At 46.8% G+C, this 22,285-nt stretch carries 20 protein-coding genes and 1 tRNA gene; 8 read left to right on the top strand and 13 right to left on the bottom strand.

Features of this window, described 5'->3' with window-relative positions; all coding sequences use genetic code 11:
- From WCO51_00890 to WCO51_00875, 4 genes are all read right to left on the bottom strand, one after another.
- On the bottom strand, window positions 1-661 hold a 661-nt coding region (locus WCO51_00890), incomplete at its 3' end, for a dihydroxy-acid dehydratase (GenBank protein MEI6511816.1).
- A 62-nt stretch (window positions 662-723) separates the two neighbouring features.
- Window positions 724-1,218: a 5-(carboxyamino)imidazole ribonucleotide mutase gene (gene purE / locus WCO51_00885; protein ID MEI6511815.1), complete on the bottom strand. Its 495-nt coding sequence runs from the start codon at window positions 1,216-1,218 to the stop codon at window positions 724-726.
- A 243-nt stretch (window positions 1,219-1,461) separates the two neighbouring features.
- Complete coding sequence (locus tag WCO51_00880; GenBank protein ID MEI6511814.1) at window positions 1,462-2,439, bottom strand: L-threonylcarbamoyladenylate synthase; 978 nt, start codon at window positions 2,437-2,439, stop codon at window positions 1,462-1,464.
- A 203-nt stretch (window positions 2,440-2,642) separates the two neighbouring features.
- Window positions 2,643-2,725 (bottom strand) — tRNA-Leu (locus tag WCO51_00875).
- Window positions 2,726-2,750: 25 nt separating this feature from the next.
- On the opposite strand from WCO51_00875, the gene polA reads away from it, so the two are divergent.
- Entirely contained in the window at window positions 2,751-5,363 is a 2,613-nt protein-coding gene (gene polA, locus WCO51_00870) for a DNA polymerase I (GenBank protein ID MEI6511813.1), read from the top strand.
- A 261-nt stretch (window positions 5,364-5,624) separates the two neighbouring features.
- Here the strand turns inward: polA and WCO51_00865 are convergent, their stop codons facing one another.
- Together WCO51_00865 and pheA are read right to left on the bottom strand one after the other, a co-directional pair.
- Complete coding sequence (locus WCO51_00865; GenBank protein ID MEI6511812.1) at window positions 5,625-6,698, bottom strand: glycoside hydrolase family 172 protein; 1,074 nt, start codon at window positions 6,696-6,698, stop codon at window positions 5,625-5,627.
- Between the two features lie 18 nt (window positions 6,699-6,716).
- Entirely contained in the window at window positions 6,717-7,787 is a 1,071-nt protein-coding gene (pheA, locus tag WCO51_00860; GenBank protein ID MEI6511811.1) for a prephenate dehydratase, read from the bottom strand.
- A gap of 343 nt (window positions 7,788-8,130) precedes the next feature.
- Between pheA and rpsU the strand changes: the two genes are divergently transcribed.
- The 5 genes from rpsU (at window position 8,131) to WCO51_00835 (ending at window position 12,618) form a co-directional block, all read left to right on the top strand.
- On the top strand, window positions 8,131-8,295 hold the full coding sequence (gene rpsU / locus WCO51_00855) for a 30S ribosomal protein S21 (GenBank protein MEI6511810.1): 165 nt from the start codon (window positions 8,131-8,133) through the stop codon (window positions 8,293-8,295).
- Between the two features lie 111 nt (window positions 8,296-8,406).
- Window positions 8,407-9,933, top strand: coding sequence for an HDIG domain-containing metalloprotein (locus tag WCO51_00850; GenBank protein ID MEI6511809.1), 1,527 nt, complete (start codon window positions 8,407-8,409; stop codon window positions 9,931-9,933).
- Complete coding sequence (gene ybeY, locus WCO51_00845) at window positions 9,884-10,321, top strand: rRNA maturation RNase YbeY (GenBank protein ID MEI6511808.1); 438 nt, start codon at window positions 9,884-9,886, stop codon at window positions 10,319-10,321. The genes WCO51_00850 and ybeY overlap by 50 nt, the downstream gene beginning before the upstream one ends.
- Window position 10,322: 1 nt before the next feature.
- On the top strand, window positions 10,323-11,048 hold the full coding sequence (locus tag WCO51_00840; GenBank protein ID MEI6511807.1) for a diacylglycerol kinase: 726 nt from the start codon (window positions 10,323-10,325) through the stop codon (window positions 11,046-11,048).
- Window positions 11,049-11,127: 79 nt separating this feature from the next.
- On the top strand, window positions 11,128-12,618 hold the full coding sequence (locus WCO51_00835) for a hemolysin family protein (protein ID MEI6511806.1): 1,491 nt from the start codon (window positions 11,128-11,130) through the stop codon (window positions 12,616-12,618).
- A gap of 85 nt (window positions 12,619-12,703) precedes the next feature.
- Here WCO51_00835 and WCO51_00830 read toward each other — a convergent pair whose 3' ends face one another.
- The 6 genes from WCO51_00830 to WCO51_00805 form a co-directional block, all read right to left on the bottom strand.
- On the bottom strand, window positions 12,704-14,476 hold the full coding sequence (locus WCO51_00830; protein ID MEI6511805.1) for an ATP-binding protein: 1,773 nt from the start codon (window positions 14,474-14,476) through the stop codon (window positions 12,704-12,706).
- Window positions 14,477-14,707: 231 nt separating this feature from the next.
- On the bottom strand, window positions 14,708-15,472 hold the full coding sequence (locus WCO51_00825) for a nucleotidyltransferase family protein (protein ID MEI6511804.1): 765 nt from the start codon (window positions 15,470-15,472) through the stop codon (window positions 14,708-14,710).
- Window positions 15,469-16,371 (bottom strand): 4-(cytidine 5'-diphospho)-2-C-methyl-D-erythritol kinase, encoded by a 903-nt coding sequence (ispE, locus tag WCO51_00820; GenBank protein MEI6511803.1) that lies wholly within the window; start codon window positions 16,369-16,371, stop codon window positions 15,469-15,471. Before ispE ends, WCO51_00825 begins: the two co-directional genes overlap by 4 nt.
- A gap of 76 nt (window positions 16,372-16,447) precedes the next feature.
- Complete coding sequence (locus WCO51_00815) at window positions 16,448-16,933, bottom strand: hypothetical protein (GenBank protein ID MEI6511802.1); 486 nt, start codon at window positions 16,931-16,933, stop codon at window positions 16,448-16,450.
- A gap of 117 nt (window positions 16,934-17,050) precedes the next feature.
- Window positions 17,051-17,899, bottom strand: a complete 849-nt coding sequence (locus tag WCO51_00810) for a metallophosphoesterase (protein MEI6511801.1) — start codon at window positions 17,897-17,899, stop codon at window positions 17,051-17,053.
- A gap of 12 nt (window positions 17,900-17,911) precedes the next feature.
- Window positions 17,912-19,765: an aspartyl protease family protein gene (locus WCO51_00805; protein MEI6511800.1), complete on the bottom strand. Its 1,854-nt coding sequence runs from the start codon at window positions 19,763-19,765 to the stop codon at window positions 17,912-17,914.
- 339 nt (window positions 19,766-20,104) lie between these two features.
- Here WCO51_00805 and folB point away from each other — a divergent pair, with 339 nt between their 5' ends.
- Together folB and recO are read left to right on the top strand one after the other, a co-directional pair.
- Window positions 20,105-20,482, top strand: a complete 378-nt coding sequence (gene folB / locus WCO51_00800) for a dihydroneopterin aldolase (protein ID MEI6511799.1) — start codon at window positions 20,105-20,107, stop codon at window positions 20,480-20,482.
- A gap of 20 nt (window positions 20,483-20,502) precedes the next feature.
- Window positions 20,503-21,246: a DNA repair protein RecO gene (gene recO, locus WCO51_00795; protein ID MEI6511798.1), complete on the top strand. Its 744-nt coding sequence runs from the start codon at window positions 20,503-20,505 to the stop codon at window positions 21,244-21,246.
- 407 nt (window positions 21,247-21,653) lie between these two features.
- Here the strand turns inward: recO and WCO51_00790 are convergent.
- Window positions 21,654-22,285: CPBP family intramembrane glutamic endopeptidase (locus WCO51_00790; protein ID MEI6511797.1), on the bottom strand; the 632-nt coding region annotated here is incomplete at its 5' end.

Here is a 22,285-nt window from a genome sequence, read left to right as displayed (position 1 = left end):
TAGTCGAAGAGTGCATCAGGCTTAGTCCCATCGCTTCAATCGCTGAAGACATCGTGTTGGCAGTATACATCCCGCCGCATGCTCCAGGTCCAGGGCATGCGTGCCGCTCGACTTCAAGCAGTTCTTCCTTGCTAATCTTCCCCGCACTGAACTCACCGACTGCCTCAAAAACACTCACGATAGTAAGATCACGGCCTTTATAACTGCCTGGCTTAATCGTTCCGCCATACACGAAAATCGCCGGTATATTCAGTCTAGCCATCGCTATTATCGCGCCGGGCATATTCTTGTCACAACCGCCAAAAGCGAGTACCGCATCCATGCACTGACCATCACAAACGGTCTCTATAGAATCAGCAATAACCTCTCGCGATACCAAGGAATACTTCATGCCCTCAGTTCCCATCGAGATACCGTCAGCGATAGTGATGGTGCCAAAGACCTGCGGCATAGCGCCTGCAGCCTTTAGCGCCGATTCCGCACGCAAGGCTAAATCATTTATGCCCACATTGCATGGGGTCAAATTGCTATAGGAATTCGCGATGCCGACGATTGGCTTTTCGAAGTCATCGTCACCAAATCCAACTGCACGCAACATTGCACGATTGGGTGACCGCTGAATCCCATGGGTAGTTAATCTGCTACGAAGGTTATCCGGCATAATATTCATCCTAGATGAGGTTAGATTTCAAACTATTCTACCACACGTAAAGATTATCGAGCTTACTTCACTTCAGGCAAGGATTTGCTAAGTACCGCTTGCTCTTGGGACTTACGAAAAGCCGCCAACTTCTCCATCAACGCCTGGTCATTGACGGCCAAAATAGCAATTGCAAAGAGCGCCGCGTTAGCCGCTCCCCCTTCCCCAATCGCAAAGGTCGCCACAGGTATCCCTTTTGGCATCTGCACGATTGAAAGCAAGGAATCCATGCCTTTAAGATATTTCGAGGGCATTGGAACACCAAGCACCGGCAGAGTTGTCTTGGCAGCCATAACCCCCGCCAGATGAGCCGCCCCGCCAGCTCCTGCGATGATGCAAGCCAATCCCCTCTCACGCGCCGTCTCGGCATAAGCCAAAGCCGCATCCGGCGTCCGATGCGCCGACAGCACTTTGGCTTCAAAAGCGACGCCAAACTCTTTCAACTGCCGTGCCGCATGCTGCATCACATCCCAATCACTATCACTCCCCATAACTATCCCAACCAAAAATTTATCCATTATTATCTCCTTTTGTATCTTCAGAAAGTCACTATCCTAATCTTACTCATCTAGTCCGGCAAGCTCCGGTAGCGCCGCTTTGCTCTGCTACCGAAGCATCAATAATTCAGTTCAGTGTCATTGCGAGGATGCATGTGCCGAAGCAACCCCCTCCTAGCCTTACTGAATGCAACGTACTATCTTCCAGACAGATTCCACGCCTTTGGCTATGAATAACACATCTTGCTTCTTGCCTCGATCCCCTCACCCATTCCCCTCAGCGCGTTGGAGGCGGTCTTGGATGGCTTGCCAATCTACATCGGTAGAAACTTCTTCTACAATAATTCGATCAGTGCCTAATAAATCCAAAAAGCGAAGGTTGGCGTATAAATCGTGAGCATAATTCTTAGCATCGCTAGGAGCAATAAGCCAATGCAAGTTAGGATTTGCCTCCGGCAATGGCCTTCGCGCCATGACAGCTACATGCTTACCGTTTGATAATAGGCTCTCGACGAACGACATCAATTCCTCGGAATTAACCACTTTTAATGGGGTTTTTGGCGCGTAATGGATTTTCAATGTGCCGGGTGCTCTTGTCGAAAAGGCTTCTTTTGTTAAGGGGGGTTCTCCAAGAACTTCCGTCAGCATCTCAATCGTAATGGCGCCTGGACGAAGAAGTACCGGGTGTTCCCTACTTAAATCCAATATTGTCGATTCGACCCCAACCGTGCATGCGCCGCCATCTAGAATCATATCTACTAGAATTCCTAAATCCATCCTAACATGCTCAGCCGATGTGGGGCTAAGCCTTCCAAAACGATTGGCTGATGGAGCAGCGACCCCACCCCCAAATGCCTTCAATAAGCCCAGCGCAACCGGATGATTGGGAACTCGAAGCCCCACCGTATCCTGACCTCCAGTTACAGCATCAAGCACACCCTGCGCTCTTGGCAGAATGAGAGTCATCGGGCCTGGCCAAAATCGCTCGGCCAATCGGACGGCTGCTGAAGGGATTTCGCTTGCCCACTCCGGAAGCATCATAACCTCCGCTAAGTGAACGATAACCGGATGGCTCGTTGGGCGGCCTTTGGCAGCGAACATTCGAGCAAGCGCCTTTAGGTTACTAGCATCCGCACCGAGACCGTAAACAGTCTCAGTCGGGAACGCCACCAATCCACCCCGGCGCAGAACCTCTGCAGCCTCATTAATTTCCGTTTCAAATACCACTTTTGAATAGTCCATCCGTCCAATAATCTACCAGTTTGGACACCGATTTATCCACTAAGGCCTATCGGGTCGGTTGGAATATTGTGACGATTTCTTCACCCATTTCGGGGACAGATATCGCTAGAATCACTCCTCAATTTGAAGCTGAGACAAGTAATAGCACCTGGCAATTAGAGATCGCCAGGTGCTATTATCGTGGTAGAAATATTGCAAGATTATGCCGAAGGCGGGAATCGAACCCGCACGAGGTTTCCCCCAACGGTTTTTGAGACCGCCGCGTCTACCGTTCCGCCACTTCGGCTAGTGCATAGGGAGTATATCTAATAGTGGACCATTTGTCAACCGCTCCTAAGTTCATTGTTATTGACGGCCACAGTTTATTGTACCGAGCTTTTTTTGGCACGCGATTTTTGAGTACAACCGATGGGCGGCCAACCAATGCGCTTTTCGGTTTCGTCAATATGCTCCTTAACCTGCTCTCAACCGAACGCCCAGACGGGATTGTAGTTGCCTTTGATTCTCCGGCTAAAACGTTTCGCCATGCGGAATTTGCTGACTATAAAGCCCATCGCAAAGAAACCGCCCCTGAACTTCAGCAGCAAATCCCAATTGCCAAAGATCTTATCCATGCCCTGGATGTTCCTGATATTCAACTGGCAGGCTATGAAGCAGACGATCTTGTCGGCACTATCGCCTTGAAAGCTCAAAAAGAAGGTTACGATGTGCTTATCGTAACCGGCGACCTCGATGCGCTTCAATTAGTGCGTGATGGGATAACGGTCATCGCAACCATTCGCGGAGTCACAGATATCCACCGATATGATGCACCAGCAGTAATCGAACGAATGGGGTTAAGACCGGATCAGGTTGCAGATTTCAAAGCGCTTCGCGGAGATCCTTCTGATAACATTCCAGGTGTTCCCGGCGTTGGCGAAAAAACCGCTGTCAAACTCCTCCTCCAATTCGATACTGTCGAAAACCTGATTGAACGCTCGGATGAGATTGCAGATGAAAAGCTTCGTCACAAAATCAAAGACAATACCGATCAGATCAGACAGTGCCTTATGCTATCAACGATCATTACTGACGTACCAATTGACTTCGAACCTACGCAATATCGGCCATCGGATCAGACTTTAGCAAAAGCAACAGCCTTCCTCGAGGATATTGAATTCCGATCTGTTATCCGCCGCTTACCGACCGTATTTGCTGAATTAGGCACGTCAAAGCCTGAAGCTGCAAAACCGACCACTGAACTTTTACCCGTGCAGGTAAACATTAACAGTGATGCCAAGACAATCGTCAAGGAAATTAATACTGCCAAATCGCTTGCCATCGTAACGCTCGAAAATGGGATAGCGCTGGCAACTTCAGGACTTACAGCTTCCTGGATATCGTTCGATCTCTTCCCTCCTCAAGCTGTCCAAAATGCGATTGAAAACCCGAATTTACCGAAAATTGCCCATGATGTAAAACATCAGTGGCTACGGCTATATGAACATGAGATACATCCACAAGGGCTTATGTTCGATTCGATGATTGCGGCTTATTTGCTGGACTCCGCTCGATCTAGTTATTCGATAGACAGCCTTGTTGAAGATTATCTCAATGCCCACTTGCCGCCGATCACTGATCCTGAAAATCGCGCAGCGCATATCGCCGCCGCTATCCATCAATTACGCGAACCCATGCTCGCTAAACTCGATAAAGAAGGGACGAGGAAAGTCTTGGATGAGATTGAAATCCCGCTCATCCCTATTCTCGCTCGAATGGAACAGCTAGGGGTTAAAGTGGATGCCGATTATCTTGGCGAATTATCGGAACGATTGAACCTGCGCATCGAAGAAGTTGCATCTGAAATCTATGCATTGGCCAAGCATCCATTCAATATCGGTTCGCCAAAACAATTGGGGGAAGTTCTCTTTGCCGAGATGGGCCTTCCGGGCGGCAAACGAACTAAGTCAGGAGCATTTACAACCAACGCTGGTCTCCTTCAAAACCTCGCATTGCTTCACCCGATTGCTGAGAAGATAATCGAATGGCGCGAGCTATCGAAGATCAAGAGCACTTATGCGGATACTTTGCCTAAACTTATTCGTGCAGATGGCCGAGTTCACACCACCTACAACCTAACAGTAGCAAGCACCGGCCGCCTATCCAGCCAGGATCCGAACCTGCAGAATATTCCCATTAAGAGCGAAATCGGCCGCGAAATCCGACGCGCTTTTGTGGCTGAGAAGGGATATCAACTGCTTGCGATCGACTACTCCCAGATTGAATTAAGAGTTCTCGCCCACGCAACGGGTGATAGCGCGCTGATGCAAGCTTTTGAAGCCGGCCTGGACATCCATAAAGCCACTGCCGCCATTCTTTTTGGTATTCCCACCGAACAAGTCACCAACGATCAACGACGCGCAGCCAAAACCGTTAACTTTGCCGTTTTATACGGCATGAGCGATTACGGCTTATCACAGCAGCTTCGAATTCCTATACCGGAAGCGCATCAGATTATCGTCTCCTACTTCAATCGCTTCCCTCAAGTTAAAGCCTATTTGGACAAATTGGTAAAGCAAGCGCGAGAAGTCGGCTATACGACCACCTTATCAGGACGAAGAAGATATTTCCCTGAATTACACTCGGCAAACCACCTCGAACGTCAAGCTGCCGAACGAGCCGCCACTAATGCGCCTTTCCAAGGTACCGCCGCCGATATCATGAAGCGGGCAATGATCCATATCGCCAAATACCTCAAAGACAAGAGCACGCGCGTCCTCCTACAGGTGCATGACGAACTCCTATTCGAAAGCCCCGATAACGAAGTCCGCCAAATTGCCCCCGAACTAGGACGCATCATGGAAAACTGCTTCTCACTAAATGTCCCCTTAGTTGTCGATATTTCCATCGGCCCCAATTGGAGGGACATGGAAAAGTTACCGTAAATTAGTACATATTCCTGAGAAGTCAGAGCGGATTGCTTGCGTTATTACGAGACGGGTTGTGCCGAAATAGCCCCCTCCATTACGTCATTCCGAACGAAGTCGAGGCATCTTCCGTAAGACCCTTCGACTACTCTCAGGGTGACGTAAGTGATATTTGTAGGGGCGTAGCTTGCTGTGCCCTCTGGAGAACTAGGTAAGCCTGGCACTGCATTCGACAGCAAAACTCAAAAAGGGACGAGCCATCGGCTCGTCCCTTTTTGATTAAATAACTTCCAAATAATCTTTATCCGGCAGTTCCGGAAATGGAGCGGTTGGTAAGGTCTGATACCATAATGCGACGGAAGCGATGTCGTCTTGCATGGCAAGATAACGCCCTTCGCTACGCCACCCAAGGGCTTGAATGGTAACTTTTAACTTATCCTCAAAACGCACAGGATCCATCACATGGAAGCGATATAAACCGAAGCGCTGTTGGGATTGATAAAGTCCATCGGGTTTAATAACCTGATACATCCCTAAGAAAGGAGTAGTAAAGGTTGTATAGCTACCATTGACGTCCCAGTTATAGGAACCACCAAAATAGTCTTCAACTCCGGTGCCGCAGATGGTTGGGAACTCGGTATCGCTGTCCATATAGAACTTAATCTCTCCTTCACCCCACCATCCGACATTATTGACGCCCCAGGCCATAATCGTGCCGACATAATGTCCCTGCCCCTTAATGCCGTCCAGTATCGTATAAGGCTGTTTATAGGGAAGCGGATTCACTCTGCGGAACTGCGCATGAAAATAAGCACAATCTTCGGGAACCTCAGTCAAAGCATAATTGATCTGGTAGAAAGTAACCATTTCATCTGGGCCGCGATTCTCCAATGTAATTCGGCAGCGCTTTCGGAAAGGCATTTCCCAGTAGCAATTTTGACCGCGATTAGGATTTAGCGCTACCGGCAATGACGATATCTGCGCCCAAGGTCCCCATCCGCAACCAAAAAAATCACCAAGCGGTGTTTCAACCGAAGGAACTTCCTGATCGTCCCAATAGAAGCGAAGAATGTAATTACGTGAGATATTCCCACCTATCCATATGCTTTGAATGACCCCGGGACCTTCGATATCAGCCATCGTAAAAGTTTCGCCGGCTTTGACCGGCATACAAGGATTGACTTTCCAACCCTTCCCAAGGTCACGAGCACATCGAGCGCCGCTTCCTTCTATCGCCATCGCCCCTTTTCCAGGTTCACCGGTAGGGTTCTCTGCACTTATCGATCGTGTTTTAGCTTTAGATAACCGCGATAAATTGCCTAATCCTAACCCAAGTCCATTAAATCCGTCCATTAATTCCTCCTAAGGGTACTATTCCGCTTCCGGATAGCTTCCCAATATTGTTAAATCAGTCACATACTTGGCAAGATCTTTTAATGCGACCCCCATTTTACCATCCGAACGATGTCCCTGCAGATCGGCATAAAAGACATACTCGAACCCACTTCGCTGAGCCGGACGACTTTCAATCATTGTCAAATTCACCTCAGCATTCTGAAATGCGCCAAGCGCTCGATAAAGCTCGCCTGGTTGATTGCGTAAAGTGAACATAAGCGAGGTTTTGTCCTTGCCAACCGATCGAGGCTCATTATATCCGATCACCAAAAAACGCGTACGGTTGTGCGGATTATCTTCGATGTGCTCAACTAAAAGCGGTATCCCCACCCGCTCCGCTGCTAAGCTATTGGTAATCGCTGCAGCCATTTTATCATCATTCGCCATTTCAGCAGCTTTAGATGTCGATGATACCTCGACAATCTCCGCATTCGGCAAATAAGTCCGAAGCCATCGCCGACACTGCTGCGCAGGCTGGGTGTGGGTGTATATCTTCTTGACGTCGTCTAAACTCTTTTGATGCGAGGCCAAATGGTGCGCGATTTGCACGTAAAGCTCTGCACAAATACGCACATTCGATTGCGGGAATGTATCAAGTGTCTCCGGCACTACCCCCGCTGTCGAATTCTCAACCGGCACGACCCCATAATCGGCATTCGAACGCTCGACTTCCTGAAAGGTATCCGTAATAGTATCGACGGGAAGAAATGTAGTCGAAGAACCAAACCGCTGTAAACTCGCCATATGAGTAAAAGTGCCTTCAGGTCCCAAAAAAGCCACAACCAATGCTTTCTCAAGAGTTCGCGCCGCCGAAATAATTTCGCGGAAGATTGCGGAGACCTGCTTGTCTTCCAAAGGTCCCTTATTGATCTTTAAAAGACGCTTATATATTGTCTCCTCACGTTCTGGAGAGAAAAAAGGCGCATTATTCGCGGGTTTACCGGCGCCAATCTGCTTTGCGATTTCTGCACGCTGATTCATAAGATTCAGTAATGATTCATCAATAGCATCAATCTCTTTCCGAAGCGATTCCAGTTCCTCACTCATTACGTTGACCTCTAAAGTTGAGCTGTATTTAATTCTTGGCTCTTGTGCTTAAAATCTGCCTGCCAATCTACACAAGAGACGTTACCCTGATAAATGCTGCCATGGCAACCGATAAATAATTAACAAAGTAGTTTAGGTTCCTGTACTTTGCGGCAATGATGGCTAAACATCCTTCTTTTATCATAACAATGTGATTAGGTAAGCTCGCCAAAGGTATTAGAGTTGACATTTTCAACGCTCACAGGTAGAATTTAACGTTGTCTGAACTGTGTTATGTCGCCTGAGGCGATGAATGCACAGCGGCAGTAGCTACTTCTGTCGAACTTAAGGAGGCTTAGCAGTATTGATCCAAGTCCAAGTTCAGCCGAACGAGTCAATCGATAGCGCTCTCAAGCGTTTCAACCGGCAATTGCAACAGAGCGGAATATTAAGAGAACTTAAAGAGCACGCGCATTACGAGAAACCAAGCGATCGTAAACGACGCAAAGCGCGCAGACGAAGACGCTAAAGTGGCAAGTAATTAGGTGCTTCTTTAGTTTTATAACGACGATGAATTTATCGTTAATGGAAATTAGTGTAGGGGCGTTAGGGCAGACAAGCTCCGCAGGAGTTGAATATTATGCGACTTAGTCGCCGCTCTCGCGTCCTTTCACGACTTAAACGGTCATTTGAGCAAAGCATAACCGGCCTTACCAAAACTGGTTGGTGGGTCTTATTGGGGACGCTCATTTTGACTGCGCTATTTCTTATACCTCCTCCAAACCCACTTCGGATTCAAAACGTGGCTGGAGTACTAGTTCTTTCTTTAACCGGCATTCTTTTGATTAGAATGCACAGCCGCGAATGGCACCTCATGCCTTGGCAAAAGCACAAAGCAGCCCTTCTTCTCTGGATTTCTGTGTTTTTATGCGTCAGTTCAGTTCAGTTGGTACGATTTATCTTAGAAAAACGAGCCGCTGAATTCACCCTTGCTCCCTTAGCTGCAGCCCCTATCGTTGTTGGCGCGCTCACTATCGGCGCACTTCTGAATGCCACCGCCGCCACTTCCTTTGCCACAGTGTTAGCGTTTGGCTGTGCTCTTACTGGAGCCTGCAGCTTGGATGTAGTAACGGCCGCATGGTTAGCAGGTGTCGCGGGAGCTCATGCTGTTTGTCCGCTTAAGAAACGCTCTGACCTTCTCAAAGCAGGCGAAATTGTTATTTTATGCTATGCCGGAGCCACCGCTACTTTGGGAAGCATCGCTGGACAACCGTGGCTGCTAATCGCTAAGTCATCTGGATTCGCCGCTGTTTCTGCGGTAGGCGCAGTGGCATTGTTCTGGTTAGTTGTTGCAGCGCTTGATCGAAGTTTTGATTTAGTCACAGAATGGGGATTGCTCGAGCTTTGTTCTCCTGAACAACCGTTAATGAGAGAACTCTGCACGCAAGCGCCGGGAACCTATCAGCACAGCGTAATGGTTGCCCACCTTGCCGAAGCAGGAGCACAAGCGATTGGAGCCAATCCCTTATTAGCTCGTGTGTGCGCTTATTACCATGACATAGGCAAACTCAAACGACCCGATTTCTTTATAGAAAACCAAGGCATTTCAAATGTCCATGACCGCCTCTCTCCTTCCCTTTCAGCCACTATTATTTCGGCCCATGTGCGAGATGGCGTGGAGATGGCAATTGAGCACAATTTACCACAGCCGGTAATAGATGCCATAGGTCAGCATCACGGGACAAGTTTGATTACGTATTTCTATTATCAGGCCAAAGCAGAATGCGAGGAGCACGATCCGATGCTCGAACAACATTACCGCTACCCAGGCCCGCAGCCAAGATCGAAAGAAGCCGCGTTGGTAATGTTATCCGATGCAATAGAAGCTGCTACTCGAACACTTGACCGCACTTCGCCTTCTCGGCTCGAACATTTTATCACGCAATTGGTAGAGGATCGCCGCACTGATAACCAACTCGATGAGTGCGATCTAACCTTTGGCGACTTGAAACGAATTATAAAAGCATTCGTGCAAACTTTAACTGCATCCCGCCACCAGCGAATTGATTATCCTGAGGTGACAACTAATGACGGTTCCCAAAAGGCGGACCGAAATAATGATCTCCAATCGGTCAGCCCGCCGGGTAGCGTCGCAGTCCATCGCTAAAGCGATCCGCTTGCTACTCCAACACGAACAAAAATCTCCAGCGGAAGTAAGCATCGTCCTTAGCGACGATGAGTTTATTCGCGAGTTGAACCGCACTTATCGGGGTTTTGATGTGCCAACAGATGTGCTGTCCTTTCCGTTCAACGATCCCGATGTGCTGGGAGATATTGTGATCTCGATAGATACTGCAGAGCGTCAGGCGCAGCAAAGAGAAATTGAGTTGGTAGCAGAAACCGTCTTTCTTGCCTTGCATGGCTGTCTTCACCTATTAGGATATAATGACGAAACTGAAGAGGGCTACGACGAAATGATCGCTAAAGCTCGCAGCGTAGCCGCAGAGCTAGGATATAAAATGGAAGATGATTGGGGGACCCTAGCGGAATCATAATATGAGAACGAAAAGACCAATAGATAGTTTTCAATATGCGTTTGAAGGTGTTATGCGGGTCTTCCGCACACAAAAGCACATGCGATTTCATTTTTTCACCGTTATCGCAGTGCTCGTGCTAGGATTGATCTTCCGCCTCGATACTAGTCAGATGCTGATTCTGTTATTCACCATATCACTGGTGCTCGTAACGGAAATGATCAACTCGGCCATAGAAGCGTTGGTGGATATGGTCACGCAGCAATATAGCCCACAGGCTAAATTTGCCAAGGATATTGCTGCAGGCGCGGTTTTGATAGCCACGATGAATGCAATTATTGTAGGGGCTATTCTATTTTTAAGACAGCGCAACCTTGAATTGCTGGCGATTAAGCTCAACCGCAAACCTGATGCGGGGTGGACGACAACAACCCTCATCGTTTGTGGCGTAATTATATTCATTACCATGGTAATCGGCAAAGTTTTAGGGGGCCGTGGGACAATATGGAAGGGTGGCTTGATTAGCGGGCACAGCGCAGTCGGCTTCTTCCTCGCGTTTACCATTATCGTCATCTCCCCAACTTTTTTGACGGCGATATTAGCGGTTATCTTGGCCGCATTAATTGCACAGAGCCGAGTCGAAGCAGGAATACACTCCCTCCAAGAAGTAACCTTTGGAGCGGTGTTGGGCATCCTGATCGCCGGACTCATGTATTTCTTTACCTCTCCGGGACCAATAACAAGATGATATACCACTTTATGTTAAACGATACAAAGCCTAATGGCTCCCTCACGATTGGATCAATTCTAGAAGGCAGGAAAAGACAGTGAGCACTGATATACCTGAACCCCCTTTACGTACCAAGCCCGCAAAACGGGCTAAGAAACAAAATATATCATGGCTTACCTTTCTGGTAACGATTGCTCTGCTTTGGTTCGGAGCTAACCTTATATGGGCACAAGGAAACGCGCCAGAAGGAACATCTAATGGCGAGATTCCTTGGGGAAGACTTATTTTAGTCGTTGCCCTGATTTTAGTGAAAGCGTTCTTCTCAATATCCGAAACTTCACTTGTATCACTCAGGCGAAGCCGTGTGCGTCAGCTAATCGAGGAAGACCGGCGTAATAGCAAACGTCTCGAACGCTTACTCAGTAACCCGCCTCGCTACCTTGCCACGATCCAAATCGGTGTCGAGTTTGCCAGCGCTTTTGCATCAGTTGAAGCAGCAACTCAGTTTGCTCACCCATTTACTCTATGGGCAATGCCCATTTATAACCTACTTCATATTTCGAATCCCGAGCCATATTCAGTCGTAATCATCACACTGGTCGCTATTTTCTTCTTGATTACTTTTGGTGAAGTAGTTCCAAAAAGCTTGGGCATGCAGCATCCGGAAATATGGTCGCTGCGAGTTGCCCCCTTTATGGACTTCTTAGCTCGTCTAATGCATCCACTTGTAGTTCTGGTCACAGGCGTCAGTAACTTAGTCGTACGTCGTTTTGGCGGTCATGCTCATTTCGCGGCTCCTGTGATATCTGAAGAAGAATTAAAGGTCATCGTAGAAACAAGTGAAGAACATGGGGTACTCGAAGAAGAAGAAACCGAGATTATTAAATCGGTATTTGAGTTCACTGATACAATCGCCCGTGAAGTGATGACCCCTCGAACCGATATAAAAGCTGTTGATATTACTGAAAGCACCAAAGATGTTGTCAGTCTCATCGCTGAAACCGGTTTTTCGCGCATACCGGTCTTCGAAGAAACAATCGATCAGGTCGTGGGAATTGTCTACGCTAAAGACGTGCTAGCGAAACTAAACGGCTCTCTAACGTTATTTACTATTAAGGAAGTTATGCGCCCAGTGTACTTCATCCCCGAGAATAAGTCGGTAGTCGCGCTGCTTCGCGAGATGCGCGTTAACCGCAATCACATTGCCGTCGTTCGAGATGAATACGGTGGAACAGCAGGATTAGTCACTATCGAGGACCTGGTGGAAGAACTCGTCGGCGACATCATGGATGAATACGACGAAGAACAGCAGATGTTCCAAACAGTCTGCGAGAATGTCTACATTGTGGATGGTCGAATGCATCTGGATGAAATAAACGAACGCCTTGGTCTTCGTCTAGACTCAGAAGAATTCGATACTATCGGTGGTTTTGTATTTGGCTACTTAGGCCACCAGCCTGAAGCAGGCGAATCAATACAATATGAAGGCCCAAGGTTCACGGTCACTCAAACAGACGGCCGCCGCATAGAAAAAGTAAAAATAGAATGTCACCCCGAACCAAACGAACCCGAAGAGACAAAAGAATAGCAGGGATTAGACAAAGGACAAGTTAAGCTAAGGCACAAATATAATAAAAGGGCACGGCTATAGCCGTGCCCTTTTTATTTAGAACTTACATTGAAACGGCTCTTGCGCTATCGTTATCTACTTCTGATGGGTCGAGTTTCTTGGGGATGCGCATCGTGAAAGTAGACCCCTTACCTTCGCCTTCACTCTCAGCCCAGATTTTGCCTTGATGAACTACTTCAACCAAATGCTTGACTAAGAAAAGGCCGAGGCCGGTTCCGTAGATCTTTCGATTGTCCCTATTATCGACTCGGTGGAACTTCTCAAAGACCTTTGGCAACTGGTCTTTGGGCAGTCCCATTCCCTCATCCTTGACAGCCAGAAGAATATCGTTACCCTCAACACGTCCTATAATCGTAATCTGACCGCCATTCGGTGAGTATTTAATCGAGTTATTAATCAGGTTAGTAAGTACCTGATCCAGCTTATCTTCATCGGCTGTAATTAACGGGAAGTCTTCAGGTACATCCAACTTAAGCGCATGCTTTTGGGTTGCTTGATTCTGGATCATAAGCACTTTCTGAGCAAGCTGCCTAACATTAACCTCTTTGTAATTCGGCTTCAAGCTTTCGCCGGCTTCAATTCTAGATATGTTAAGAAGGTCGTTAATCAAGCGGGTTAGTCGGTCGCATTCGCTATCAATAATCCCATAGAATTCTCTTCGAGAGGTCTCATCGAATGAACCATCTGTATCCATCAATAAAGTTTGGACAAATCCCTTAATAGCGGTAAGGGGAGTTCGGAGTTCGTGAGAAACCGTTGCGACGAATGCCGATTTCATTCGCTCAATAGTACGCAACTCGGTGATATCATTCAGAATCGCCACAGTGCCCACTACTCGATCCTGATCACCTCTTACTAAAGCGCTTTGCACCTGAAAGATGTGATCGTGACCGTCTTCGGCATTAACAGTGATTTCGGTTTGTGAATCTGCCTCTTGCTTTGTTGAATCCTCTATCAGTTTAACAAACCGCTCATCATTAAAGGCTTCGTTATAAAGCTTACCAATCGCTTCTTGCCCGATTCGGAAGATATTACGGGCCGATTGGTTCATCTGAGCAACACGCCCGTTGCCGTTTATCAATACCAATCCGGCATAGAGACTATCAATCGTATGCTCAAGCTCTTCCTTCTCTTTTACGACTTCCTGGAAGATTTGGAGATTGGCGATAATGGAAGCTGCGTTGCGCGACATGCGCTCTAATAGGCGAACGTCTTCGTCGTTGAACTGACCGCCATGTCGCTTATTGAAGACATGCAAAACGCCAATTGTTTGTTTATCAAGAAGGCGATTATCTTCATCGCGCTTCTCTATTACTAACGGCACGGCAACGAGGTTGCGTACGCCAAGATAGACGACGTTTTCTTTGACTGTTCTTTCGTCGCCGACAGCATCGTGGACGATGACCGGTACGCCTTCTCGGAAGACTTGACCGGAGACACCGCTTGTTGCTCTTACGCGTAAAGCGCGAATTCCATCCTCATCTACCCCATAGGCGGGAGGCATTGCAGCAAGCTCGCCTGTTTCCCTATCAAAAAGCATAAAGACCGCTTTTTCTGCCTGCAGAATCATCGCAACGCGTTGAACAAGGCGGCGAAGCGTCGATTCGTATTCATTGATAGGTGTCGGCGTCTCACCGACTTCAGCTTTGCCTTGTTGTAGCGATTGAAGCTGCTGCTGGAGCGTCTTGTTTGCTGTTTCGAGTTGGGAGACCTTATCCTGGAGGGATTGGCCAAATTCACGCAGCTTTTTCAATTCCTCCAGATCATTCTCTTTCAGATGGTCGTCCAAGTCTCCCTTCACCTCCAAATTTGCCATCAGCCACGACTCCTTATCACCGAATTACTTGTGCAGCCTCTTAGACGGTTATACTACCCGCGCAGTTCCCGAAGTTTAAGCAGACGGGGCAGGCGAAACTAACGGCAAGTTAGTGCTCTTACAATACCTCACACTAGCCCCCTTAAAACAACTTTAAAGAATTGGCTAGCTCAAAAACATGTAAAAGTACCGATATTTCGTAAAGGCCGCTATTTTACAGACGCCTCATCGTCACTTTCGGAACGCAGGAAATGGCAACTTCTGGAATTGTTGCCAGTGTTCAAGCGTGTCAATGTCAGCCCCGATTTCAGCGTAATCCGTTATAACACCCTTCAATTTACCGCCGATGAGCCGACCGACCTTACGCTCGGCATATCCTATACTAAACAAACTCGGGATGATCTGACCTAATATAAATCGAGCAAGCGTATCAAAGCCTATCATTGCAGCTAACTTGAGAGGTTTCTTTCTGGCGGCATACGCTTTTTCCAAATACCCCATGCGAGCTTCAATATAACTTCGGTTAACTAAGCCAAGGTTACCGCCTGTAAATAATCCTTCTTGTAATTTAACATAAGTGCGTTTAATATCGGGGAACTGCTGTTCGCAAACTGACCTAGAAATTATCGGATAACAAACATCAGCCTTTAGAGCCAACGAACGATCGACGAAATCTTTTACTCCATCAGAAGTGAGGAACGGAATATCAGCCGTCACTTGCAAGAAGTAATCATCCGTAACTGCCGCCATTCCATTTTTCACGCTATCGAGAAAGCACTTCCCTTCCTGCACACATCTCACTCTTGGGTCATCGGTAATATTGCCTACGACAATGATTGTATCGACACATCCACTCGCTACAACTGCATCGATAACCCAGCTCACAATTGGCCGGTCGTGAAAAGGAACCAAAGCACGCTTCTCCGCACCACTTTGCTCACGCCATTCAGGAGAAGTTGATCCTCCCGCAAGAATAACCGCTGACAATCCGCTCATTCCAATTCTTCTCCTGCCGTTTGTGTATATAAAGCCGGCGCAGTGAATGCGTAAGTGGCCCATAAGCCTGATTTACTCAACACAGCAGCCGTGTTTCGAGCTTGATGAGGAACTTCAAATAACCCAAAAACCGCTGATCCGCTGCCGCATAACAACGTCCGAATAGCTCCTGCCTTTGTTAAAGCCTCTGCAACAGCCTGAATAGCAGGCTTTTCGGCCATCACGACCGATTCGAAATCATTAAAAAGCAAAGGCGCAAGATCGCTTAGAGCCGAAATATTATTTATTGCCTCTGCCAATTTTCTTGAAGCTCCTGGCGAATTAGATTTCGGGGTTTTGTCAAGCATTTCATAGGCCCAGGCAGTCGAAACTCCCTCATCCGGTTTCGCAATGACTAATGGCATCGGGGTCAAGTCAGAAAGAGTTTTCAAATCATCGCCAATTCCTGATGCAAAAACAGTGCCTCCTCGAAGAAAATAGGCCACATCAGCGCCAAGGGTAGAAGCTATCTTCTCGAGCTTTTCAAGATCCACCGGCTTATCCACCATCATATTGAGTGCCCGTAGCGTTGCCGCAGCATCACTTGAACCGCCCCCTAGTCCCGCTTCCATTGGAATTCGTTTGACAACATTAACTTCTATTCCAAAAGGATTGATCCCACTTGCCTCAAAGTAAGCATTCGCAGCTTTAACGATAAGATTCGATTGATCTTTAGGCATCTTTGGGTCTTCAGAAACAAGTTCCACTCCCGAAGTCTCAACCGCTCGAAACGTCAAGCGGTCGGATAGGCTAATTGCCTGAAATACTGTTTCGATGTCGTGATACCCATCCGAACGCTTTTGAAGCGCTTCGAGCGTCAAGTTCACTTTAGCATGCGCGCGAATTCTAATTGTATTCATAAATTTAATTGGATTTAGCTGATTTGCGTTTAATACTATACCTTGGAGGCACAAGACTGTTTAAGGCTATATAAGATTATTGAGTCTGCTGGACTACGAAGGTTCTATAAAGTTGATAAGCCCGTTCTCTGGGATTTTCACAACGGTCTAGGTTAATAAAGTACTCTTTGTTGCCCTGGCTGATGCGAAATACAGTTTCAAACACAGGAATGGGCATTGTGAAGCTAAGGTAGGGGAGATAAGTAATCATCATGCGGTGATCGATCTTTATAGGATCTCCAAGTTCTATACGAAAAGTTTTACCTCGATAGGGAGTGATTTCTAGTGCCTCATTGGTAACCGTTACAGAGCAACCGCGCATTTGTGCAATTTTTCGGCAAGAGGCAAGACATAATAGACCAGGAAGAAAGATCAACCATCCCCGCCCCAAATCGAGAGGTGGCAGATACCGGTGGAATAATCCTGCTTGCCAAAGCATCGCAAAGATGCCCGCCGCAAACATCCCCCATCCCCAAATTAGCCAAACCACAACTTCGACTCGCCGACCCTTATACTCTTCCATACCCTCTACTTTACCTGCAAACCATATTTTTCAAAAATCCCCGTAGTGTCAGCGTCTCGCCGCATTCTATTTTTAAACGTCCGAACGTGACATCACCCTGAACGTGTTCTCATACCTCTACTTCCCAGTCTTATTCGTGAACGGGATCGTGAATTCGTCAATTTTCTTGAGAGTTGGCGTATAGACGGTGACGACTATTTTATCGGAGTACACATCGCATTGACAAAAGTGATTGGCTGTGGCGCCTATGTCGCCGGGGATGGCTTTGGTCATGTCTATTGGATAAATCGGAGCGCCCCCGCCGCCGGTCACAACCCAGGTTGTGCCTTCGCGTAGCGTTCGATAATAGATGTGATCATGCCCCTGGAAGGATAGCTTCACTCCATATTTTTTATACAACGGAACCAATATGGTTTGAAGTGAAGACGAACTGCCGTGACCCCCTACAGAGTAAACAGCTACATGGAAGAAAGGAATTATGAATTTACCGCGAGATTTCGCCGATTTAAGGTCCGATTCCAGCCATTTGTACTGCTTACTGTCTGGCTTTATGGACTGTTGAGTATCAAGACATATGAAATGTAATTTCCCCTCATCGAAGGAGTAATACATCTCTGTCCCTGAATTCTTAGGCCGCAATTTTCGGGTAGCAAAGCCTTCTCCACCAATATCATGATTGCCCAACGCAGCATAATAAGGCGTTGTCTTGCGCAGTTCTCCAGTGATCTTATCGAACTTAGTCCATAGAGCAGGCTCGCTGCCATCATTTACTAAATCACCCGTACTGATCACGAACTTGGGATGTAGTTGAATCATTTGATTAATGATTTCCTGATGAACCTTGTGCCCATCACGCGTATCGCCATAGGCAATAAATCGGAACAACTTCTCTGCTGCCCCTACTTGCAAAATGGGCAGTAATAAAACACCAACAAGCAGTAGCGACTTCATTCTTAAACGCAACATAGAAAGCCTCCTCTACATAGAACTATCGAGATACTTAGCTGACTTCATTTTCAGGGTTAACACCTTGCCTTTACGCTTAATGACGAGGGTGTAGGATTTTTGTTTGTCATGGTCGATCATTTTTTGAACTTTATCAACAGAACGCTTTTTAGTGGTTACCCCATTTATAGAAAGCAGAACATCTCCAACCTTAACACCGGCTTTGAAAGCAGGAGTGTAAGGCTCAACTAAATCGATCACAATCTTCTTGGCTTTTTCAGAAAGAGAAATCCCAAGAAAATAGCCATCGTCATCACTTTTGCCAAAATTAGAATTCGGAATGAAAGTGGCCTGTTCGTGCGGATAGTCGATTATCAGCGTGAACTGGCTGATAATGCTGTTGCCCAAATTGCCTTGAACACCATCACTTTCAAACCCTTTTTCATCAGCGGAAAAAGTCGCTAGCAAATCATTCATATTGTATCCGGCGAGGCTGAATTTCTTCACCCGATGAAGAGTCTCATAGAATGCCCCGCCAGTTCCCACCGCCGCCGAAGAGGTTGAATAGGGATACTTTTTTCTGAGCTTATTAGCTTCAACAAAAGCCTCACTGAACGAGACCGTGCCATCTGAGCCAGTATCGATCCGCAGTTTGCAAGGCATCCCATCGAGCGATCCTGATATGATCGGAGTTCTGCCATCCAATTCGAGGAACACTGTATGTCCCACTTTGACTGGCTTGTAAGCATCGGGATCGTAAAGAGTGATGACCTGCTTTATATAATCGAACTTCACCACAAAACGCCCTAAAAAATCATATCCGAGGACACCGCCTAGTTCTTTCTCAAAGTCCATCAACATCGGCACTTCCATCTCGAGAACCGACTGGTTCTCCAGCTTCAGCCCCTTTATCTCAAAATTAACACCATTCAGAATCCCCCCAGTAGAAGAACCACCTCCACCTTTCACTTCAAACTTCCCTGCAGAATTCAGCTTCAACTTCTTTGCAAGTTTAGAGCTAATGACGGATGAGCCGGCGCCAGTATCGACCAGCATGTAAACAGGATTCCCATTCACACTGATGGCAGCATATAGATGATTGCCATTGAACTTGATTGGTAACACGGCAAACTTCTGCCCGCTAGTCCATTTATAATCCAGTTGTGCTTCAGGCTTAACAAAAAGGCTTGTGTCCAGAGGGGAATTTAATTCAATCTTATCGACATTAATGACCTGATCGTATTGAGTTCTTCCATTTGAGATGTGATATTTGTAGGCAAAGGGGATACCATCGACTTGGCGATAGTCTTCCTGGGTGACACGAATAGTATCACCATCTTGCTTTTGATGGACTTCGGTTGCCAGATAGGTTTTAGGATCAAGGAATAACGTTGCAACGGATCCATCCGGCGGATTGAATTCCAACATAATCCGGCCGGTACTTATTTCATTACCCAAATGCTTGATGTATTTCCAATTGGATGGGTTGCTGATATAGGTCAGTCCGAAAGCATAGATTTCGGTACGAGTGCTCTTTGCTTCTTCGCCAGTCAAACGGACTACCTTTCCATTCGAATCCCGAGACCAGGCTTGTTTGCCGTCGTACAATAAAATCGAAGTGCGCCCACCAAATGTCTCATCCTGACGAAGTTTGTCGGGAGCCTGATAGTATTCTTCTAAGTCCATAACGACGCCACCGACATCAGCTTTACCTTGAATTATAATGGTCTGAACTTTAGCAAGTGCAGCCATGCCCCCCATCGCCTGCACATGTTTATTTAGTATATCAGTCAGATCGTCTGCAAGCACGACTGATGTAAATATGAAAATTGCCAATAGCGCCCAAAGCGCCCGATACCTAGCCATTACTAATTTATATCTATCCATTATTTCCCTATCGTACCCGAACTCAGCTTATTGCTATGACTTGCGAAAGCTTTTATGATCCAAAATTACCGCATGAGTATTATTACGCAATTAAACGCCTGTCTATCAGAACGAATAATAACAATTACCTTTTTAATAATCAGTGTCATCGTCTTTGAATGTAGGGGCTGAGCTTGCTCTGCCCTCCGGAGGGCGCAGCAAGCTTCGCCCCTACAAAGACAAACCTGTAGCACTTCTGACCGTATCGAAAGGAAACGGACTTTACTTTAGAGCATGATTTCCGAATCTCTTTATCCACCTACATCACAATCAATTACGGAAAACTAGTAAAATAGAGACATGAATGATCGAATCGTTCTCGAGGGGATTGAGTTTTATGCTTTTCATGGGGTTTCCGATGAGGAGCAGAAGATCGGGCATCGGTTTGTGGTCGATATGGAAATCGAGACAAACCTGAGGCATGCGGGCGCAACTGATGATTTGCACAATACAATCAGCTACTCGGACGTCGCGCGCTTAGTGGTTGAAATTGGAACAAATGAACGTTTTCGTCTACTCGAGCGTCTTGCCGATCGGCTTGTCGAAGCGTTATTTAAACACTTCACGACCGCATCTTCGGTTACAATTAAAGTAGGAAAGCGACTGCCGCCAGCGAAAGTTATCCTTGACAAAGCTTCAGTCCAAATAAGCCGCAGCCGTAAAGATTTGGAGCTTTAGTCAAGAATCGAGGAAATGCAATGCCAACATATACTCTGAACGGCATCGTTTTACGCCGCAAAGACTTTGCTGAAGCCGATAAAATCCTCACCCTTATCACTCGAGAAAAAGGCAAAATTGAAGTCATAGCACGAAGTGCCCGTAAACCTGGCGCAAAGCTGGCCAGCTTGACCGAAGGATTGGCTATGAGCCAATTTCAACTGGCAGTCGGTCGGACATTCGATATTGTCACCCAAGTAGTTCCTATTCATTCCTATTTGGGACTTCGCTCGGACCTAAAACGCTTATCGTTCGCCCTCTATTGGTGTGAACTTCTCGACTCGCTTGTCCATGAAGGCGAGCCTAACGAGGCGCTATTCGAACTCACTGAGTTTGTATTGACCCAACTCGAGCACTCCCCTAATCCTGAAATCGCGCTGCGATGGGGTGAGTTCCACCTCATCGGCAATCTTGGTTATGAACCTATGGTCGATGTCTGCGCTCAATGCGAAAAGGTCCCCACAGGACTATGGGCAGGTTTCAGCCCATCAGTCGGAGGGTTGCTTTGCGCTCGATGCGGAGCACAGACTCGCGACTCGCTTCGTATCCCGTTGGAGGCTTTGCCCGAAATACGAGACCTTCTTCGATCCGATAGGCCGTCGGATGAAATCCTACAAATCGGCAATATTGCTCGAATTACTCGTTCATTTTGGCGACACTTGCTTGGTCATGACTTGAAAAGCGCTGCATTTTTAGACGAATTATTATCTGAGCCAACACGGTAATTACTACTTAGTAAAACGAATACTAGTAGGAATACTAGTATTCGTAAAAATGAAGAATTGTGCTCTTGCCAAATCACCAACGTGCCTGTATAATAAACTTGTTAGGTTTATTTTTTATGTTTTTTAAGTATCCATTTAAAGGAGATTTCCAAGATGCATCATTGCCCATCTGGCGCTATTGCCGGGCAAATCCAAGCTACCGACTTTGCTCTTAATCACATCTATTACCCGATCGTCTTTCGAGAGTGTAAGGATACATTAAGTTCCGGGGCCAATCAAGTTATCAGTCCTTACCTCAAAGGGAGACGAATTTTACCTATGAAGTTTCGGGTTTTAGGTCGATGATTTAGGCAAAGTTATGGTCGCTATCCCAAGAAGAAACCGCCGATTTTATCGGCGGTTTCCTTTTAACTTGAATATAAGAGGAAGATTAAAATCATCAGGACGGTGTTATGGATGGCGTGCATAACTGCTCCTGGAATAAGCGAGCGGCGTTCTGCGTATAATAACGCAAGGAATGAACCTATTATTGTAATGGCAAGCGCGCCTGAAAGGAATTGAGGATGAACAAAAGCAAAGAATAAAGCTGAGGCAAATATTGCCAGCCAAAGCCGGCGCGTACGCCGCCATATCGCTGGGAATAAAACTCCACGGAAGAACGTTTCCTCCACCAAAGGAGCAAATACGGATGCCATTGCTAATACCAACAAACGCCCACTAAATGTGCTCGTCATTTCAGCAATTTCCCCAATAGGATTAGCTTTAGAAGGAAGCACATTATCGAAAAACGCCGCAATGATAACAGCTAAGATTAGAAAAGGTATTGTCGCTAAATATCCTCCGCAACCCCATGCAACATCCTTCCAGAAGTTATCAGTCCGCCATCCAATCGCTCGTAGGCTTATACCTTTTCCACCAGCAAACTTAGTGAGCCATATAACAGCTAATCCGACGATAATCACATCATAAGCAAGCAAGACACAAAGTGTTTTCTCGATTGAGCCGGTATTCGCTATTCTTTTGAATAAACCACCGAAGA

This window comes from bacterium, from assembly GCA_037131655.1.
Lineage (GTDB): Bacteria > Armatimonadota > Fimbriimonadia > Fimbriimonadales > JBAXQP01 > JBAXQP01.
The sequence above is the reverse complement of the archived record's forward strand: the minus strand, read 5'-3'. Positions and strand labels throughout refer to the sequence as shown.

Excerpts from the sequence above, each read along its gene's own strand:
- purE (MEI6511815.1), bottom strand. The coding sequence starts at position 1,218 with ATGGATAAATTTTTGGTTGGGATAGTTATGGGGAGTGATAGTGATTGG.
- WCO51_00880 (MEI6511814.1), bottom strand. The coding sequence starts at position 2,439 with ATGGACTATTCAAAAGTGGTATTTGAAACGGAAATTAATGAGGCTGCA.
- WCO51_00865 (MEI6511812.1), bottom strand. The coding sequence starts at position 6,698 with ATGGACGGATTTAATGGACTTGGGTTAGGATTAGGCAATTTATCGCGG.
- pheA (MEI6511811.1), bottom strand. The coding sequence starts at position 7,787 with ATGAGTGAGGAACTGGAATCGCTTCGGAAAGAGATTGATGCTATTGAT.
- WCO51_00850 (MEI6511809.1), top strand. The coding sequence starts at position 8,407 with ATGCGACTTAGTCGCCGCTCTCGCGTCCTTTCACGACTTAAACGGTCA.
- ybeY (MEI6511808.1), top strand. The coding sequence starts at position 9,884 with ATGATCTCCAATCGGTCAGCCCGCCGGGTAGCGTCGCAGTCCATCGCT.
- WCO51_00840 (MEI6511807.1), top strand. The coding sequence starts at position 10,323 with ATGAGAACGAAAAGACCAATAGATAGTTTTCAATATGCGTTTGAAGGT.
- WCO51_00830 (MEI6511805.1), bottom strand. The coding sequence starts at position 14,476 with ATGGCAAATTTGGAGGTGAAGGGAGACTTGGACGACCATCTGAAAGAG.
- WCO51_00825 (MEI6511804.1), bottom strand. The coding sequence starts at position 15,472 with ATGAGCGGATTGTCAGCGGTTATTCTTGCGGGAGGATCAACTTCTCCT.
- ispE (MEI6511803.1), bottom strand. The coding sequence starts at position 16,371 with ATGAATACAATTAGAATTCGCGCGCATGCTAAAGTGAACTTGACGCTC.
- WCO51_00815 (MEI6511802.1), bottom strand. The coding sequence starts at position 16,933 with ATGGAAGAGTATAAGGGTCGGCGAGTCGAAGTTGTGGTTTGGCTAATT.
- WCO51_00810 (MEI6511801.1), bottom strand. The coding sequence starts at position 17,899 with ATGTTGCGTTTAAGAATGAAGTCGCTACTGCTTGTTGGTGTTTTATTA.
- WCO51_00805 (MEI6511800.1), bottom strand. The coding sequence starts at position 19,765 with ATGGATAGATATAAATTAGTAATGGCTAGGTATCGGGCGCTTTGGGCG.
- folB (MEI6511799.1), top strand. The coding sequence starts at position 20,105 with ATGAATGATCGAATCGTTCTCGAGGGGATTGAGTTTTATGCTTTTCAT.
- recO (MEI6511798.1), top strand. The coding sequence starts at position 20,503 with ATGCCAACATATACTCTGAACGGCATCGTTTTACGCCGCAAAGACTTT.